Origin of the sequence: Blautia sp. Marseille-P3087 (assembly GCF_900120195.1) — a bacterium.
Classification (GTDB): Bacteria; Bacillota; Clostridia; order Lachnospirales; family Lachnospiraceae; genus Blautia_A.
This window is the reverse complement of record NZ_LT635539.1, coordinates 1,729,666-1,747,759: the sequence shown is the minus strand read 5'-3', so window position 1 is coordinate 1,747,759 and position 18,094 is coordinate 1,729,666. Positions and strand designations below refer to the sequence as shown.

The window sequence follows — 18,094 nt, the reverse complement described above, 5'->3', positions numbered from 1 at the left end:
GCCGGTGGCGCGTCTGCTGATTTCAGAAAATCAGATCTGTGAATCCGGTGGATACAAGAAACAGGATCAGCATTACGACCGGCACGACATAGCGGATCATGAAGTGGTACAGACCGGCACGTTTGAAATGCTCGCCATTTCGTTCTACTTCTCCGACGATCCAGTCAGGTCCGATTACCCAGCCGATCAGAATACTGGTCAGCAGAGAAATAAACGGCATCAGGAAGCTGTTGCTGATGTAGTCCATGACATCAAGAAGCTGTCCAACGGAACCATTTGGAAGGCTAAGTTCGAAATACAGTTTGTTGTATCCGAGACAGATCAGAATTGCAGTGATCAGCGAATAAATACCGACAGCACCGCACATTTTTTTACGAGGTTTATGGTAAAGTTCCATACAGTTAGCAACCAGGGTTTCCATGACGGAAACGCAGGATGTCAGTGCCGCAAAGCCCATCATCAGGAAGAACGCGACTGCAACAGGACGGCCAAGGACTCCCATGGCATCGAAGACTTTGGGCAGTGAGATAAAGATCAGGCTTGGTCCGGAAGCCATGCCGTCTGTGCCGAGAAATACGAATACAGCCGGAATGATCATCATTCCTGCAAGAAAAGCAACACCTGTATCAAAAAGCTCAATCTGGTTGGTTGCCTTGCTCAGATTGACTTCATTTTTTACATAGGATCCATAAGTGATCATGATACCCATGGAAACGCTCAGAGAAAAGAATAACTGGCTCATGGCATCCAGAAGAATTTCAAGAAAGCGCTTCACGGTAAGACCGCTGAAATCAGGCGTTACATAAAAAGCAAGTCCCTGCAGACCTGTACGGACACTTCCGTCTGTATCGGTGTGTGTCAGTGTCAGTGAAAAGATTGCGATGATCAGGATAAGTAAAATCAGGCCAGGCATAATGATCTTTGAAAACTGCTCGATTCCTTTTTCTACGCCACGATATACGACCCATGCAGTCAGAGCAAGAAAGACCAGCATAAACACGATCGGAGCAATGTCTGAGGTGATAAAAGATGTAAAATACCCGTCAGTTGCGGCATCTTTTCCATCAGAGATAATATAGGTTACAAAATATTTCGTGATCCATCCGCCGATGACAGAGTAATATGTCATGATCAATGTCGGCACAAGAAATGTCAGTTTACCGAGAAACTTCCATTTCGGATTGAGCGCTTCAAACGCCCGGAGTGCATTTTTCTTGGTTTTTCGCCCAATCGCAACATCTGTTGTGAGCAGAACAAATCCGAAGGTAAGCACCAGAACCAGATAAACCAGCAGGAACAGACCGCCGCCGTCTTTCGCACAGAGATATGGGAAGCGCCATATATTTCCCACACCCACGGCGCTTCCGGCTGCGGCAAGAACGAAGCCGATCGAGCCGGAAAAACTACTTCCTTTTTCTTTCATTTTTAATTCCCCCTGCAAATTGAATTAAGGGCCAGGAAAACCTGACCCGTTAAGTCTATTTTAGCAGAAAAGAACAGAAGTGCAACCGGTAAAAATAATGCCTGAAGTACAGTTTCGTGTTTGTGAAACAGAACTGTACAGATCAGTACCGTAAGGCAGGTCATATGCATAATCCAGAAGAAGTGTACTGACGCTGCTTCCGGCTGTCTTCTGGATCATAAAGGTATCTTACTGCATTTAGACTGAAAAATGATGAGGGATTACAAAAACTAAAGGAGAATAGAATTTACATGGATCATAAGATAAAAGTCCTCTTTCTGGACATAGACAATACACTTCTGGATTTTGATGCAGGTGCGGCATGGGCGATGAATCTGTGTTTTAAGAAGGCTGGGCTTGAATATCGTCCGGAAATGTTTGCGGTATTTAAAGAAGAAAATAATAAAATCTGGCGTCGGATCGAACTCGGGAAACTGACGATGGACGACCTCTTTTATGTGCGCTGGCAGACGGTGCTTCGACAGCTCGGACTTACCGCAGACGGTGTGGAGATGGAAAAAGAATTCCGCAGGCTTCTTCATTTAAGTGCAGTCCCGGTAGAGGGGGCAAAAGATATTCTCGAATATTTATATAAGAAGGAATATTGCCTTTGTGCTGCAAGCAACGGTCCTTATGACCAGCAGATCAACCGCCTGAAAAGCGCGGATATGCTGAAATATTTTACACACTGTTTTGTTTCTGAGACAGTCGGAGCGGACAAGCCCAGCCGGCAGTTTTTTGACGGCTGCATGAAGGAATTTACGGATGTTCTGCCATCGGAATGTATGATGATCGGAGATTCCCTGACCGCAGATATTGAAGGTGGACAGGCTTACGGGATGTCCACATGCTGGTTTGTGCACTCTGGGGATAAAAGTGCCATTCAGCAAAATAATGGTGGAAAAGTAGCTGATTATATCATCTATGAGCTTGCCGAGCTGAAAAATATCTTATAAAAAGATTTCCGGAATCATGCATAAAATCCGTTTTCTTCCAGATACTATCACCGTATTGTAAATAAAAAGAGAGGAAGCGGATACGATGATATTAAAAGAAAAAGAACGCACAACGATTCAGGACTTACAGACACAGGAAAAAAGCTGTATTGAAAAATACGGAAGATATGCGCAACAGGCAAAAGATCCGGAACTGAAAAATCTTTTCCGGACTTTGCAGCAGAAAGAAAGAGAACATTACGAATCTCTGGATCGTGTACTTCGCGGAGAAGTTCCGCAGTGTAACTGTAACGACAGTGACGGCAGGGACTATCAGCCGAAAGCTGCTTATACTGCAATGAGTTCTCCGGAGGACAAACAGCAGGATGCTTTTCTGGCAACTGACTGTATTGCGACAGAAAAGCTTGTTTCCGGAGAATATAATTCAGAAGTGTTTGCTTTTGGTGATAGTGGTGTGCGCAAGCTGCTTGCAGACATTCAGGTAGAAGAGCAGAACCACGCAGAGATGCTTTACAAGTACAAAACCGTAAACGGTATGGTATAAAATACAACAACAGAATATAATAACAAAAAGCATATAAATGCTCCCGGACGGCAATTAACAAGGCTGTCTGAGGAGCTTTTTTGCGTTATGCTGTCAAAATATAAATTCATTTTTACAAACATTTTACAGTGTTATGATTATGCATTTTACTTTTTCCTCTTATACTTGCACTTGTCAATGAGGAAAACAATTGAATATAGCAAAATAAAGAGGAGATTTTATCATGAAGAAAAAATTTTTAGCAATTGTTACAGCAGCACTTATCGGAACAACCGCATTCGCAGCAACTGCAAGCGCAGCAAGCGGAACTATTGATGTAATTTCACGAGAAGACGGATCCGGAACAAGAGGAGCATTCATCGAACTGTTCGGAATCGAAGAAAAACAGGGTGATGAAAAAGTCGACATGACAACAGAAGATGCAAGTATCACAAACAGTACTTCCGTTATGATGACAACAGTTGCAGGTGATGAGAATGCAATCGGTTACATTTCCCTTGGTTCCCTGAATGATACAGTAAAAGCAGTAAAGATTGACGGTGCAGAAGCATCCGCAGAAAACGTAGCAAATGATACATACAAAGTATCCCGTCCATTCAACATCATAACAACTGACAAACTCAGCGATGCAGCAAAAGATTTCGAAAACTACATTCTCAGTTCTGACGGACAGCAGATCGTAGAAGACAACGGATACATCAAAGTAGCTGATGATGCTAAAGCATATGAGCAGAGTGATGCAGAAGGTAAAGTCGTTGTAGCCGGTTCTTCTTCCGTAACACCGGTTATGGAAAAACTGAAAGAAGCATATGAAAAAGCAAACGGCGGCAAGATCACAGTAGAAGTACAGCAGAGCGATTCCACAACAGGTATCACATCCGCAGCAGAAGGCATCTGTGACATCGGTATGGCATCCCGTGAACTGAAAGACGAAGAAACAACTGAAAATCTTACAGCAACTGAAATTGCAAGAGACGGCATCGCAGTTGTAGTAAACAATGACAATAATATTGATGAGCTGACCAGTGATCAGGTAAAAGCAATCTTCACAGGTGAGACAACAGACTGGGAAGATCTGGCTAAATAAGTAAGACCGATACAAAACGACAGAAGATGAAGCCCGGGTCACCGGGCTTCGTGTATGTCCTGCATTACATATCAGGGACGTGCCGGCGGTGTGCATCCGATGATAATTATGAGAGAGGAAGAGTCCTGTATGAATAGATTTAAAGAACAGGCCATGAAAATTGTTTTTATGGTGGCTGCCTGTGCTTCAGTCCTGGCAGTATTTCTGATTTGTTTGTTTCTGTTTGCCAATGGAATTCCGGCGATTGCCAAGATCGGACCGCTGAAATTCTTACTCGGAACAGTCTGGAAACCATCCAATGACAAATTTGGAATTTTCCCGATGATAATTGCCAGTATTTATGTAACAGGCGGCGCAATTCTGGTGGGTGTACCGATTGCCTTACTTACATCTGTATTTATGGCACGCTACTGTCCGCAGAAAATTTATCGTCCGCTGAAATCCGGAATTGAGCTGATGGCAGGAGTTCCTTCCATAGTTTATGGTTTCTTTGGTCTTGTACTGATGGTACCGCTTATTCGAAATACCTTCGGAGGAACTGGTACAAGCTGGCTGGCAGCATCCCTTCTTCTGGGAATCATGATTCTGCCGACAATTATCGGACCGACAGAATCCGCTCTCCGAAGTGTACCGGAAAGCTATTATGAAGGTTCACTTGCACTGGGGGCAACGAAAGAAAGAAGTATTTTTGTGGTTATGCTTCCGGCAGCAAAATCCGGTATTCTGGCAGCTGTAGTTCTCGGAATCGGTCGTGCGATCGGTGAGACAATGGCAGTGATCATGGTAGCCGGAAACCAGGCAAGAATGCCTGCAGGTTTACTCAAAGGTCTTCGTACAATGACAGCAAATATCGTAACTGAAATGGGTTATGCAACCGGACTTCACAGAGAAGCACTGATTGCAACAGGAGTTGTACTTTTTGTATTTATCCTGATCATCAACCTGAGTCTTTCTTTACTGAACAGGAGGTCAGAGAATGCAAACTAATACAGCAGTAGTTGAACCGACGGTGGAAAATATGAAAAAAAGAAATCAGACATCAACAGCAGACCGCATTCATTCGTATCTGCGTCATCCGGGCTCCGGAGTACTTGTCCTTCTCACGATCGGGGCGGCAATAGTTACTTTTGCAGTATTATTTTTTCTGGTAGCATATATCCTCGTAAAAGGTATCCCGTATCTGACACCGGATCTTTTTAGCCTGGAATATACATCCGACAATGTATCTCTTATGCCATCACTGATCAATACCTTTATCATGACAGCTTTATCGCTGGTGATTGCTGCACCGCTCGGAATTTTCGCGGCAATTTATCTTGTAGAATATGCAAAAAAAGGCAATAAACTGGTACAGGTTATTCGTATTACGGCAGAGACACTCTCTGGTATTCCGTCTATCGTATATGGTCTGTTTGGTATGCTGTTTTTTGTAACAGCACTTCATTGGGGAATGTCACTTCTGGCAGGTGCATGTACCCTTGTTATAATGGTACTTCCGTTGATTATGAGAACCGCAGAAGAAGCATTGAAAGCAGTTCCGGATTCTTACAGAGAGGCAAGCTTCGGTCTGGGAGCAGGCAAGCTTCGTACGATTTTTACGATCGTGCTGCCGTCTGCAGTACCTGGAATCCTTGCAGGAATCATCCTTGCAATCGGACGTATTATTGGCGAAACAGCAGCTCTTCTTTACACTTCAGGAACGGTTGCACAGGTACCGAATCTGATGGGTTCCGGACGTACACTGGCACTTCATATGTATGTACTTTCCAGTGAAGGCCTTCACATGAATCAGGCATCTGCAACTGCGGTTGTGATCCTGTTATTTGTATTACTGATTAACGGTTTGTCCGGTATGGTGGCAAAACGTATCGCGAAAGGATAACGAAACATGAGTGATAATATTAAACTTTCTATTGAAGATATGAATCTCTATTACGGAAATTTTCATGCATTACATGATATCAATATGCATATTCCGGAAAAAGAAATAACCGCTTTTATCGGACCGAGTGGATGTGGAAAATCAACTCTTCTGAAGTCTCTGAACCGAATGAATGACCTTGTTGAGGGATGTAAAATTACTGGAAAAGTAGAACTTGACGGAGAAGATATTTATGGTGACATGGATGTAAATCTTCTCCGAAAAAGAGTCGGAATGGTATTCCAGAAACCGAATCCGTTCCCGATGAGTATTTATGATAATGTAGCTTACGGACCGAGAACACATGGCATCAGATCCAAGGCAAAGCTGGACGAAATCGTAGAAAAATCTCTTCGAGATGCAGCAATCTGGGACGAAGTCAAAGACAGATTAAAGAAAAGTGCGCTGGGTATGTCCGGTGGACAGCAGCAGAGACTTTGCATTGCTAGAGCACTGGCAGTTGAACCGGAAGTGCTTCTGATGGATGAGCCGACATCTGCACTTGATCCGATTTCTACATCAAAGATCGAAGAGCTTGCAATGGAATTAAAAGGAAAATATACGATTGTGATCGTTACGCATAATATGCAGCAGGCGACCCGAATTTCTGATAAAACAGCATTCTTTCTTCTGGGAGAAGTTGTAGAATTTAGCGATACAGATACTCTGTTTTCCATGCCGAAAGACAAGAGAACAGAGGACTATATTACAGGGAGGTTTGGTTGATTATGGCAACGCATTTCGAACGGCAGCTTGAAGCACTCCATGTGCAGATCATCACGATGGGAAGCTTTTGCGAAAAAGCAATTTCTCTTTCTAATAAAGCAATCCGGGGTGAGGATTGTATTAAAGCAATTTTTGAGACAGACAGAGAAATTGATACAAAAGAACGTGAGATTGAGAATCTCTGTATGCGTATCCTGCTTCACCAGCAGCCGGTAGCAAGAGATTTACGAGAGGTTTCCGCAGCACTGAAAATGATCTCAGATATGGAACGAATCGGAGATCAGGCAGCAGATATTGCAGATCTTTCAAAGTATATTGATGAGAAACATGTTGAAATTCCTCCGCTTATCGGAAAGATGGCAGAAATGACGGTCAACATGGTCACAGAAAGCGTTGATGCCTTTGTAAAACGTGATCTGGAACTCTGCCGAAAAGTAATCGATGATGATGATCAGGTAGATGATGCATTTAATCAGATTAAAGAGGAACTGGCAGAGCTGATGTACCAGAATCTGGATGCAAAAGCAGGACTGGATCTTTTAATGACTGCAAAATATATGGAACGAATCGGAGATCATGCGGTGAATATTGCTGAGTGGGTCGAGTATGCGATTACAGGCGAACACAGAAACAATGAACACCAAATGGGAGGCTGATAACGTGACAAAGAAAATCTTTAAATCAAATATACTGGTGGCAGTGGTTGTGCTGATATTTGGGATTGCATGTGTGATGGCAATCCTTTATCAGCATTTTGGGAAACAGATCAATACAGAACTGGAAAAAGAAGCGTCGTATCTGGCATATGGCATAGAACAGAACGGCGTGGATTATCTGAATCAGATTAAAGAAAAAGATGACCGTATTACGTATATCGCAGAGGACGGAACGGTTCTTTATGATAATCAGGCAGATTCATCTTCTATGGAAAATCACAGTGACCGTAAAGAAGTTCAGGAAGCGCTGAAATCAGGAAGCGGACGTGCAGAACGTGATTCAAAAACATTGTCACAGAAGACGATATACTATGCACTGCGCCTCTCAGACAATACAGTACTCCGTGTTTCCAGTACGCAGTACTCGGTATGGGTGCTTCTTATGGAGATGGTACCGCCGATGATCGGTATTGCAGTCGTGATGCTGATACTGGCCGGTCTTGTGTCTATGCATATGGCAAATAAAATTGTGGAGCCGATCAATAATGTAGATCTTGAGCATCCGGAGGAAAATCAGATCTATGAAGAAGTAGGACCTCTTTTAAGTAAGATATATAAGCAGAACGGACAGATCAGAAGTCAGCTGGAAGCAGCCAGACGAAATCAGGAAGAGTTTACGATCATTACAGAAAATATGCAGGAAGGGCTCCTTGTGATCGACAGTTATACAATGATCCTGTCGGGAAATTCCAGTGCATGGAAAATGTTTCAAATGCAGACACCAAAGATTGGGGAATGCGTTTATTCGCTGAACCGTGGTGAAGAATTCCGTCTTATGATCGAACAGGTTCTGCGTGGAGAACACGGAAGTGTACGTCTGCGTCTGGGCGGCGAAGTCGTTCAGATGATCGCGAACCCTGTTACCAGAGAACAACGGGTGGTAGGTGCAGTACTTCTGCTGATCAACGAAACAGAAAAGGTGGAACGCGAACAGCTGCGCAGAGAATTTTCAGCAAATGTTTCACATGAGCTGATGACGCCTCTGACTGCAGTATCCGGCTTTGCAGAGATTATCCGAAATGGTATGGTCAGACAGGAAGATGTACAGAAATTTGCAGGCAGAATTTATGATGAAGCCCAGCGCCTGATCGCGTTGATAGAGGATACGATCCGTGTATCTCAGCTTGATGAGGGAGAAACTCCGTATGACTGGGAAGAGCTGGATGTGTGTCAGGTTGTCAGAGATGTGTGTGGCAGACTGAAAGAGATTGCTGATAAGAAAAACGTTCATTTTTATATTGACGGGGATAAAACGATGCTGTACAGCGTGCATCCGATTCTGGATGAAATCATTTATAATCTCTGCGATAATGGAATCAAATATAATAAAGAGGACGGTACAGTAAGCATTCATCTGCGTGATCTGGGCAAACAGGTAGAGATTCGAGTCAAAGATAACGGTATAGGAATCCCGGCAGAAGATCAGAAGCGCGTATTTGAAAGATTCTATCGCGTGGACAAGAGCCACTCCAAAGAAATCGGAGGTACCGGCCTCGGTCTTTCTATTGTAAAACATGGTGTAGGTTTCCTGGGAGGAACCCTGGATCTGGTCAGCGAGATCGGCAGAGGAACCGAGATTACCATGACCTTCCCGAAAAAACGGAAAACAATTTAAGAACATAAAAAAGATACTGACGCAATTAAAAAAGCGTTCAGTATCTTTTTTGGTTAGTAGCAATATGCGCCTTCATAACTGTTGCAGGATTCTTTCTTACGGGAAAGATTCTCACAGGAGCTGCAGCGGTTGCAGAATTCCTGTTCATAACAGGTGGCGCAGACACAATTCCCACAGTTGCTGCGGTCATAGGCCGGAGTACAGGTGTAGGGAAGAGTATCGTTTGGGCGTTCTTCCGTCATTATTTTCACCTCTCCTGATACGTTTTTGATAACTGTATTATATCTCTGTATATCAACAGATTCAAGAAAATAATGAGAAAAATTATTAATTTTCAGAAGAATTAAAATATTCTATTTTGCTTCCCAGCGTCCGGAAGCACCACATGGAAGTACCAGTCCGTTGGATGTTACAGGAAGTCCGATTTCCTGAGAATCAACATGTCCGTCGAAGTCCTTAAGTTCTGTTGAAAGCATGTAGGTCAGCACAGCCGGTGCAAGTCCCGTTGTATAGGAGTTGATCAGGAAAAACAGTGGATTCGGGCTTAAAAGCTTTACGCACAGCTTGATGAGCGGATGAATTGCATCTTCGATCTTCCAGATCTCACCTTTTGGTCCACGGCCGTAAGAAGGTGGATCCATGATGATCGCATCGTAGTGATTTCCACGTCGGATCTCACGTTCTACAAATTTTACACAGTCATCAACGAGCCAGCGGATCGGTGCTTCGGAGAGTCCGGATGCAGCCGCATTTTCTTTTGCCCAGTTGACCATACCTTTGGAGGCATCAACATGTGTAACATGTGCGCCGGCAGCGGCAGCAGCCAGAGTCGCACCGCCTGTATAGGCAAAAAGATTCAGAACTTTGACCGGACGGCCTGCGTTACGGATCTTATCTCCGAACCAGTCCCAGTTGACTGCCTGTTCCGGAAAAAGTCCGGTATGTTTGAAACTGAATGGTTTCAGATGGAAGGTCAGATCTTTGTAATGAAGATCCCACTGCTGTGGCAGATCAAAGAATTCCCATTCCCCGCCGCCTTTTTTGCTTCTGTGGTAGTGGGCATTCATGTTTTTCCATCCACGGCTTACCTTCGGGGTATCCCAGATAACCTGCGGGTCCGGACGGACCAGCGTGTATTTACCCCAGCGCTCCAGTTTCTCGCCGCAGGAAGTGTCAATTACTTCGTATTCTTTCCAGTCATTTGCAATCCACATATATATGATAACCTTTCTTATAGTCTTATTTATATAGTAAAATATCTCTATCTCATCAGTATAGGTGAATCGTGACGATTCCGCAAGTAAAACTATGTAGTTTCGGGTATACAGACGATACATTTTGCGGAAATTCGTTCAAATTCGCACTTTATCACTTTGATTTGAAAAAATTTTTTACAAATAGAGAGGTGGCGGGGCTTGACAAGCAGTACTTTACAATACTAAAATATACGAGATAATAATTTAAGATCAAAAAGCTATTTAAGATGAAAGAATTTTTGCCGGGACAGGATTCTGGAAGCGGCACGAGGAGGACGAATATGCAGAAATACAGTGAGATGAGTAAAGAACAGCTTCAGGCTCTCAAGAAAGAGCTGGATCAGCAGTATGCAGAAATTAAGGCACAGGGACTGGCCCTTGATATGTCACGTGGTAAGCCGTCAGTTGATCAGCTGAATATTTCCATGGATATGATGGATGTTCTGTCAAGCAGTACAGACCTGAGATGTGAGACTGGTGTTGACTGCCGTAACTATGGTGTCATGGATGGTATTCCGGAAGCCAAACGTCTTCTCGGAGAGATTTCCGAAGTAGATCCGGAACACATTATTATTTACGGAAACTCCAGTCTGAATGTTATGTTTGATACTGTATCACGTTCTATGACTCATGGTGTTATGGGAAATACTCCATGGTGTAAACTGGATAAAGTAAAATTTCTCTGTCCGGTTCCGGGATATGACCGCCACTTCAAGATTACAGAATTTTTCGGTATCGAGATGATCAATGTGCCGATGTCACCGGAAGGCCCGGATATGGATATGGTTGAGAAACTTGTAAGCGAAGATCCGGCAATCAAAGGTATCTGGTGTGTACCGAAATACTCTAATCCGCAGGGATATACTTATTCTGAAGAAACCGTAAAACGTTTTGCACGTCTGAAACCGGCAGCACCGGATTTCCGTATCTACTGGGACAATGCGTACAGTGTACATCATCTTTATGATGACGAGAAAGAACAGGATTTCCTGCTTGAGATTCTGGATGAGTGCGCAAAAGCCGGCAATCCGGATATGGTTTACAAATTTACTTCAACTTCCAAGATCAGCTTCCCGGGTTCCGGTATCGCTGCATTAGCTGCATCAAAAGCAAACCTTGATGATATTCGTAAATATATTACAGTACAGACCATCGGACATGATAAACTGAATCAGCTCCGTCATGTAAAATTCTTCAAGAATCTTGACGGTGTTCATGCACACATGAGCAGGCATGCAGCAATCCTCCGTCCGAAATTTGAGATGGTAGAGGCAACTCTCGAGAAAGAACTCGGCGGATTCGGAATCGGAGAATGGACAACTCCGAAGGGAGGCTACTTCATTTCTTTCGAATCCATGGAGGGATGCGCGAAAAGAATTGTAGCAATGGCAAAAGAAGCCGGTGTCGTAATGACCGGAGCAGGAGCTACCTATCCATATGGTAAAGATCCAAAGGACAGCAATATCCGTATTGCTCCGTCTTTCCCACCAATTGACGAGCTGGAAAAGGCTGCGAAGGTTTTCGTTGTCTGCGTAAAACTTGCCAGCGTAGAGAAACTTCTGGCAGAATAAAATTCTGACTTGAACAGCAATAATAAAATTTCATAGCCGCGAACGTTAAGGAGGCGCCATGACGGAAAAAAACAAGAGTATGGACAAAGGAAGAAAACTACTGATCGGTTTAATCATTGTACTGCTCCTGCTTACCGCAGGCGCCTACTTTTTTGGTGTATATTATTTTACCGGGCATTTTCTTCCTGGGTCACAGGTGAATGGTTTTAATTGTTCTTACATGACTGAGGACGAGACCGAAAATCTTCTGAAACAAAAGACTGCAGTCTATGCACTTGCGGTGCGTACAAGAGGAGACGGTCAGGAGGGAATCACAGCAGAAGAAATCAACCTTCAATATACATCAGATGGCAGTGTCAGGAAGCTTTTGCATGACCAGAATCGTTTTATCTGGTTCCTTGCATTCAGCCAGCAGCAGACTTATGAATTGCCGGCTTCGGTATCGTATGACGAAGATCTGTTTAAGAAGAAGATCGACAGCCTGAAGTGCCTTCAGAATAATATAGAGCCGGAGGATGCCTATATCAGAGAGCTGGAGGATAGTTTCGAAGTCGTTCCTGAGATTGAAGGTACAAAGATTGATTATGAAAAGCTGATGGAAGACATTTCTAATGCGGTCAGGACAGGTCGTACAGTTGCAGAGCTGGAAGCTGACGGTTGTTATATCAACCCGACAGCCTATGCATCGGATCTTACTAAGGACTGTGAGCAGATGAATGATCTGACCGATGTTGTGGTGACTTATGATTTCAGTGACCGCAAGGAGACGGTGAATCGCTCTGTGATAAAGGGCATGCTTGACAGAGATGAAAATGATAATCTGGTCGTGAGTAAGGATGCAGTAGCTGCTTATGTGGCAGATCTTGCCGGTAAATATGATACGGCAGGTACAGAACGGGCATTTTCTACGTATGATAACAGAGATATCACTGTATCCGGTGGAAATTACGGATGGGTGATCGACCAGCAAAAAGAAGCCGATGCACTGTACAAAGACATCACAGAGAAAAAAACTGAGGTGCGTGAACCGATCTACGAGCAGGAAGCTGCCAGCAGAAAGATAAATGATATAGGATATTCTTATATTGAAATTGACCTGAGTGCCCAAAGAATGGTATTATATCAGAGTGGAAGTCCGGTGGTGGATACCGGGCTGGTGGCAGACAGCAGTACGCTGACCGGTGTATATGCACTGGGAGAAAAAGAATCTTCTGCAGTACCAGGCGGTAGAGATGGTGAAACAGTAGATTTCTGGATGCCATTTACAGACAAAACAGGCATATATGGAAAAGCAGGTCTGGATGTAAACGGATATGATTTTTCAGATGATGCGGATATCGCAGCTTTCGGAAGTGACGATGAGAATAGTGGAACCAGCGTATTTTCAGAGCCGAAATCATCCACAGAGGGCTGTATAGCGGTACCTGAAGAGCAGGCGCAGTTAATTTATCAGACAGTAGAAGCTGGAATACCGGTTGTCATATATAAGTGATCATAACTGTGAAAAGACAAAACAGTGTAACCAGTACAGCAAAGGAGCTGCAGGGATTCTGAGAGGGATCTTTGCAGCGGTTTTTGCGTTTCAGGAGAGGTGATAATATGAAAATTGTTGTATTAGCAGGGGGAACAAGTACAGAAAGGGATGTATCGATCGTATCCGGCACAGGAATCTGCGGTGCGCTGCGTCAGAAAAATCATCAGGCAATTCTGGTCGATGTTTTTTGCGGACTGGAGAATGTAGACTGGGCAGATCCTTTTCCGGAAAGCTATGATGTAGAGCAGGCAGTTTCCTACATCAAGAGTTTTAATACGCGCATCGAAGAGTTAAAAAAAAGCAGGAAAGAATTTTTCGGACCGAATGTTCTGGAACTTTGTAAGAAAGCGGATTTTGTTTTCCTCGGACTGCATGGATCCAACGGCGAGGACGGAAGACTGCAGGCTGTATTTGACCTGATGGGAATTACGTATACCGGAACAGGCTATCTCAGCAGTGCGATGGCAATGGATAAAGGTGTTACGAAAGCCATGTTCCAGATGCGCGGTGTACCGACACCGGGCGGCAAAGCCATGAAGAAAAAAGACCGCGTGGAGACACCGCAGGAGCTTGGCATGGATTTCCCTGTTGTAGTCAAGACATGTTGTGGCGGTTCCAGCATTGGTGTTTATATCGTAGATAATCAGGCTGATTATACGAAAGCTCTGGATGGAGCATTTACCTATGAAAATGAAGTTGTCGTAGAAGAATTTGTCGAAGGTACTGAGTATACGGTTGCTGTTGTGGACGGCAAAGCATATCCGGTTGTACAGATCGTTCCGGTTCAGGGATTCTATGATTATGAGAATAAATACAAACCGGGCGCAGTGAAAGAAACCTGTCCGGCACCGATTTCCGAAGAACTGACCAGACGTCTTCAGGAATATGCGGTAGAAGGCTATCACGCACTTGAAATGGAAAGCTATGGTCGTCTTGATTTCATTGTAACAAAAGATGAAAAGATCTACTGCCTCGAGGCAAACACTCTTCCGGGAATGACACCTACCAGTCTGATTCCGCAGGAGGCAGCAGTGCTCGGTATGGATTATCCGACTCTGTGTGAAGAACTGATCAGAGTCTCAATGAAAAAGTACGAATGAGGAAAAATAAATGAAAAATCTTACCTTAAGAAATCTTACAGAGGTGTGCAGTGGAACCTGGCATGGCGATGATGCGCTTCGCGACCGTGAAATTTCTGCAATTACCACAGACAGCCGTAAGATTGAGAAAGACTGTCTGTTTGTGCCGATTGTTGGAGAACGCGTGGATGCACATCGTTTTATCCCGGATGTTATGGCGAAAGGGGCACTTGCGACACTTTCAGAGAGAGAGCTGCCAGATGCAACTTACCCGTATATTCAGGTTGCATCTTCTCTGCAGGCAGTAAAAGATATCGCAGAATTTTATTTACAGCAGCTTCAGATTCCGGTAGTCGGAATCACCGGAAGTGTTGGTAAGACCAGTACGAAAGAAGTGATTGCATCTGTACTGAAAGAAAAATATCGTACCCTGAAAACACAGGGAAACTTTAATAACGAACTTGGACTGCCACTGACCGTATTCCGTCTGAGAGAAGACGATCAGATCGCCGTTCTGGAAATGGGAATCAGTGATTTTGGAGAAATGACACGACTTACCCGGATAGCGAAACCGGATACCTGTGTGATCACAAATATCGGAACCTGTCATCTCGAAAATCTTGGAGACAGAGACGGTGTTCTCAAAGCAAAGACGGAAATTTTCCAGTCCATGCAACCGAACGGCCATATTGTACTGAACGGGGATGATGATAAGCTGGCAACGGTTGATGGCTATCATGGTGTGAAACCGGTATTTTTCGGTTTGGATGCGAAGCGTGATGTTTATGCAGACCAGATCGTGAGCAGGGGGCTGAAAGGTGTTTCCTGTCGTATTCATATGGACGAAGATGCTTTTGATGTACTGGTGCCGACACCGGGCATCCATATGGTCTATAATGCGCTTGCAGCAGCGGCTGTAGGCAGAATCTACGGACTTACGATCGAAGAAATTAAAAGAGGTATTGAAAGCCTGGAGACAATCCGTGGTCGTTTCAAGATGATCGAGACAGAGAATTTTCTGGTTGTAGATGACTGTTATAATGCCAATCCGATGTCCATGAAAGCTTCTCTGGATGTACTTCATGATGGAGAGGGACGAAGAGTGGCGATTCTCGGAGATATGGGAGAACTTGGCGAGAATGAGATTTCTCTGCATAAAGAAGTCGGAGAGCATGCTGCAAAATGTGGCATTGATGTCTGCATCTGTGTGGGAGAACTTTCTGTACATATGGCAGACGCTGCGCGCACAGCAGATCCGAATTTTGAAGTTCATTATGAAAAAGACCGGGAATCTCTTCTTAAGAATCTTGAAGGGTATGTCCGTAAGGGAGATACGATTCTCGTAAAAGCGTCTCATTTTATGAAGTTTGAAGAAGTGGTAGACGCACTGGAAAAAATGTAAAATTCTGCAGGAATTTGACGAACGATTTTTGTTCCATACAGGCCTTAAGAGGTGTAGAATGAGTTTATCGGATAACTGTTCACAGACTGTAAAACAAGGAGGGCTTATGCTGGAACGAATCATGGACCTGCATATTCTGCTTTATCTGATGGCTGTTCTCGGAACAGCAGGAGGAGTGGGTATGCTGGCAGTACACCTTACCTACAGAAGAACCATGCGAAAGACAAAAGCGACAACGAACCTGAGAGAAAAGTGGCTGAATCTGTGGAAAACAAGGGATAAGCTTCTGAACAGAATGAATCTTCTGGTCTGGATTCCTTCATTGTTATCTACGGTTTGCCTGGGGTTGTCGCTTTTTTTTGTTACGAAACTCGGATCGGAACAGGGACTTTCACTGCAGTATCTATATATCGGCACAGCGGTTCCGGTTGCACTTCTGATCTTGCGGCAGGCGCTGGATTTTTCATACAGGGAAGAACTGGTGACAAATTCTCTCGCGGATTATATCCTTCAGGCACGTTCCCGAAAGGAAAATCCCCCCACAGCCCGTAAGTACGAACCGCAGCAGACCTCTCAGAAAACAGACCCGATCCTCAGGGAAGAAATGGTTGAGCGGATTGCTTCCAGTATCCGGCAGACTGCGGCAACGGGCAGTCATTTCAGCAAGATGCTGAGCCCTGAGGAGGAAGAGATCATGCGGGAGATCATACGGGAATTTATGGAATAAACACAGAGAAATCTGGAGGTACAAATGAACAAAAGAAGAATTATATGGATAGAGCTGCTGCGCATTTGTGCGTGCATCGGCGTCATCGGTATTCATGTTGCTTCGCAACATTTTCATGACATGCCGGTCAATACATCCGTATGGGCAGTATCTAATTTTTATCATGGAATCAACCGATATGCAGTTGCCTGCTTTGTAATGATCAGCGGAGGTCTGTATCTTGATCGTAAACGGACATGGAATCTTAAGAAATTGTGGACACACAGTATTCTTCCGATTGCTGTTGCATATATATTCTGGCAGGTGTTTTATGCGCTTTACCGAAGTCTGACGGATGAAGGTCTGAAATTCGGGTCAGTTGCTTTTTTCAAGCGCTTTCTGGTTATGATATCAGATCCCTATTTTCATCTGTGGTATTTGCCGATGCTGATCGGGCTTCTTATCATCACGCCAATGCTGTGGGAAATCGTCAACAGTAAGAACGGGAAACAATGGGAAGAATATATGATCCTCCTGTATTTGATTTTTAAGATCCTGCCATATACGGTTAAGGTTTTTCCGATACCTTGCAAAGAACATGTGATGAATGTTTTGAATACGGTACAGCCGCAGATGGTTACCGGATTTGTAGGATATTATATCGCAGGACACTATCTGTATCAGTACGGAGTATCTAAAAAACTTGAAAAACTGATCTACATACTGGGAATCGTTTCAATCAGTATGGGCATCCTGTTTTGTTATATCAGGTCACAGCAGAAGGGAACAGATATACAGGATTTTTATGAGAATTATACCCTGGCTGCTTTTTTCTGGGGCATTTCTGTATTTTTGTTTTTCAAAAATTATGTTTCAAAGATAAAATGGAATGACAAGCAGGAAAAACGAATCTGCTTTGTTGGAAGCTGCACATTCGGAATTTTTCTTATCCATGTGCTGGTGAGATCACTTCTCCACAAAGCAGGTATTGACAGTATGATGATCAGTAATACATTTATAGCAATACCGATCGTGATCGCACTGATCTTTACCCTGAGCTTTGGGGCGGTAGTGATCATAAAGAAAATTCCGGTATTGAAGAAGTGGATCGTATGATCAGTCTTCTTCAATTACCTGAATCTCAAGATAATCAAACGAAATATTTTCTATAAAACTGTCCTGGTTAAACCTGGCTCTGGAGTGGCGCTTAAAATCAGCAATATTGTTGTCAAGCCAGATCGGGTTCTCCAGGTCAAATTCATAGCAGATTTCCTGTAGTGCACGAAAAATCTTATGAGTTCTGGTATCTTCAGAATCATCATCTATTACAATATCTCTTATTAAGTGGTTATTTTCCCACATTTTTCCCCATAAACGAAACATAGCTGCCTCCTGTCAGAAATATTTTCTAAATCAGTATAGCCATTCTTTGCAGATAAGTAAAGAAATATGTAAAGAAAATTCATTGCAGATTTTAGTGAGATAAAGTATAATGATTACTGTGAGCGGAGTGAACAGT

At 43.7% G+C, this 18,094-nt stretch carries 19 protein-coding genes; 14 read left to right on the top strand and 5 right to left on the bottom strand.

Going from position 1 to position 18,094, the window contains the following annotated elements:
- Positions 1–22: 22 nt before the first annotated feature.
- Complete coding sequence (locus tag BQ7344_RS08330) at positions 23–1,423, bottom strand: sodium-dependent transporter (RefSeq protein WP_072522210.1); 1,401 nt, start codon at positions 1,421–1,423, stop codon at positions 23–25.
- A gap of 60 nt (positions 1,424–1,483) precedes the next feature.
- Positions 1,484–1,642 (bottom strand): hypothetical protein, encoded by a 159-nt coding sequence (locus tag BQ7344_RS16175; RefSeq protein WP_159431366.1) that lies wholly within the window; start codon positions 1,640–1,642, stop codon positions 1,484–1,486.
- Positions 1,643–1,713: 71 nt separating this feature from the next.
- Between BQ7344_RS16175 and BQ7344_RS08325 the strand changes: the two genes are divergently transcribed.
- The 8 genes from BQ7344_RS08325 (at position 1,714) to BQ7344_RS08290 (ending at position 9,027) form a co-directional block, all read left to right on the top strand.
- Positions 1,714–2,418 (top strand): YjjG family noncanonical pyrimidine nucleotidase, encoded by a 705-nt coding sequence (locus tag BQ7344_RS08325; RefSeq protein WP_072522209.1) that lies wholly within the window; start codon positions 1,714–1,716, stop codon positions 2,416–2,418.
- Positions 2,419–2,503: 85 nt separating this feature from the next.
- Entirely contained in the window at positions 2,504–2,962 is a 459-nt protein-coding gene (locus tag BQ7344_RS08320) for a ferritin-like domain-containing protein (RefSeq protein WP_072522208.1), read from the top strand.
- A gap of 223 nt (positions 2,963–3,185) precedes the next feature.
- A complete protein-coding gene (locus BQ7344_RS08315; RefSeq protein ID WP_072522207.1) occupies positions 3,186–4,049 on the top strand; it encodes a substrate-binding domain-containing protein in 864 nt (287 codons plus the stop codon).
- Between the two features lie 129 nt (positions 4,050–4,178).
- Complete coding sequence (gene pstC / locus BQ7344_RS08310; RefSeq protein WP_072523394.1) at positions 4,179–5,036, top strand: phosphate ABC transporter permease subunit PstC; 858 nt, start codon at positions 4,179–4,181, stop codon at positions 5,034–5,036.
- Positions 5,026–5,931 carry a phosphate ABC transporter permease PstA gene (gene pstA / locus BQ7344_RS08305; RefSeq protein ID WP_072522206.1) on the top strand — a complete coding sequence of 302 codons (906 nt, stop codon included), beginning with the start codon at positions 5,026–5,028 and terminating at the stop codon, positions 5,929–5,931. The genes pstC and pstA overlap by 11 nt, the downstream gene beginning before the upstream one ends.
- A 6-nt stretch (positions 5,932–5,937) precedes the next feature.
- Positions 5,938–6,696 (top strand): phosphate ABC transporter ATP-binding protein PstB, encoded by a 759-nt coding sequence (gene pstB, locus BQ7344_RS08300; protein WP_072522205.1) that lies wholly within the window; start codon positions 5,938–5,940, stop codon positions 6,694–6,696.
- Between the two features lie 2 nt (positions 6,697–6,698).
- Entirely contained in the window at positions 6,699–7,352 is a 654-nt protein-coding gene (gene phoU / locus BQ7344_RS08295; protein ID WP_072522204.1) for a phosphate signaling complex protein PhoU, read from the top strand.
- Positions 7,353–7,356: 4 nt separating this feature from the next.
- Positions 7,357–9,027: a sensor histidine kinase gene (locus BQ7344_RS08290; protein WP_072522203.1), complete on the top strand. Its 1,671-nt coding sequence runs from the start codon at positions 7,357–7,359 to the stop codon at positions 9,025–9,027.
- A 53-nt stretch (positions 9,028–9,080) separates the two neighbouring features.
- On the opposite strand, the gene BQ7344_RS08285 is transcribed toward BQ7344_RS08290, so the two are convergent.
- Both BQ7344_RS08285 and BQ7344_RS08280 read right to left on the bottom strand, forming a co-directional pair.
- Entirely contained in the window at positions 9,081–9,269 is a 189-nt protein-coding gene (locus BQ7344_RS08285; RefSeq protein WP_072522202.1) for a hypothetical protein, read from the bottom strand.
- Between the two features lie 111 nt (positions 9,270–9,380).
- Positions 9,381–10,241 carry a class I SAM-dependent methyltransferase gene (locus tag BQ7344_RS08280; protein WP_072522201.1) on the bottom strand — a complete coding sequence of 287 codons (861 nt, stop codon included), beginning with the start codon at positions 10,239–10,241 and terminating at the stop codon, positions 9,381–9,383.
- 323 nt (positions 10,242–10,564) lie between these two features.
- On the opposite strand from BQ7344_RS08280, the gene BQ7344_RS08275 reads away from it, so the two are divergent.
- The 6 genes from BQ7344_RS08275 (at position 10,565) to BQ7344_RS08250 (ending at position 17,691) form a co-directional block, all read left to right on the top strand.
- Positions 10,565–11,854 (top strand): aspartate aminotransferase type Ic, encoded by a 1,290-nt coding sequence (locus BQ7344_RS08275; protein ID WP_072522200.1) that lies wholly within the window; start codon positions 10,565–10,567, stop codon positions 11,852–11,854.
- Between the two features lie 58 nt (positions 11,855–11,912).
- Positions 11,913–13,346 carry a L,D-transpeptidase family protein gene (locus tag BQ7344_RS08270; RefSeq protein WP_072522199.1) on the top strand — a complete coding sequence of 478 codons (1,434 nt, stop codon included), beginning with the start codon at positions 11,913–11,915 and terminating at the stop codon, positions 13,344–13,346.
- A 107-nt stretch (positions 13,347–13,453) separates the two neighbouring features.
- Entirely contained in the window at positions 13,454–14,488 is a 1,035-nt protein-coding gene (locus BQ7344_RS08265) for a D-alanine--D-alanine ligase family protein (RefSeq protein WP_072522198.1), read from the top strand.
- Positions 14,489–14,498: 10 nt separating this feature from the next.
- Positions 14,499–15,869, top strand: coding sequence for a UDP-N-acetylmuramoyl-tripeptide--D-alanyl-D-alanine ligase (locus BQ7344_RS08260; protein ID WP_072522197.1), 1,371 nt, complete (start codon positions 14,499–14,501; stop codon positions 15,867–15,869).
- A gap of 58 nt (positions 15,870–15,927) precedes the next feature.
- The gene (locus BQ7344_RS08255) at positions 15,928–16,596 is read left to right on the top strand and encodes a hypothetical protein (protein WP_235816078.1); all 669 of its coding nucleotides are present in this window, start codon (positions 15,928–15,930) and stop codon (positions 16,594–16,596) included.
- A 24-nt stretch (positions 16,597–16,620) separates the two neighbouring features.
- Positions 16,621–17,691: an acyltransferase gene (locus BQ7344_RS08250; protein ID WP_072522195.1), complete on the top strand. Its 1,071-nt coding sequence runs from the start codon at positions 16,621–16,623 to the stop codon at positions 17,689–17,691.
- Here the strand turns inward: BQ7344_RS08250 and BQ7344_RS08245 are convergent, their stop codons facing one another.
- The gene (locus BQ7344_RS08245) at positions 17,692–17,958 is read right to left on the bottom strand and encodes a hypothetical protein (RefSeq protein ID WP_072522194.1); all 267 of its coding nucleotides are present in this window, start codon (positions 17,956–17,958) and stop codon (positions 17,692–17,694) included.
- Positions 17,959–18,094 lie beyond the last annotated feature (136 nt).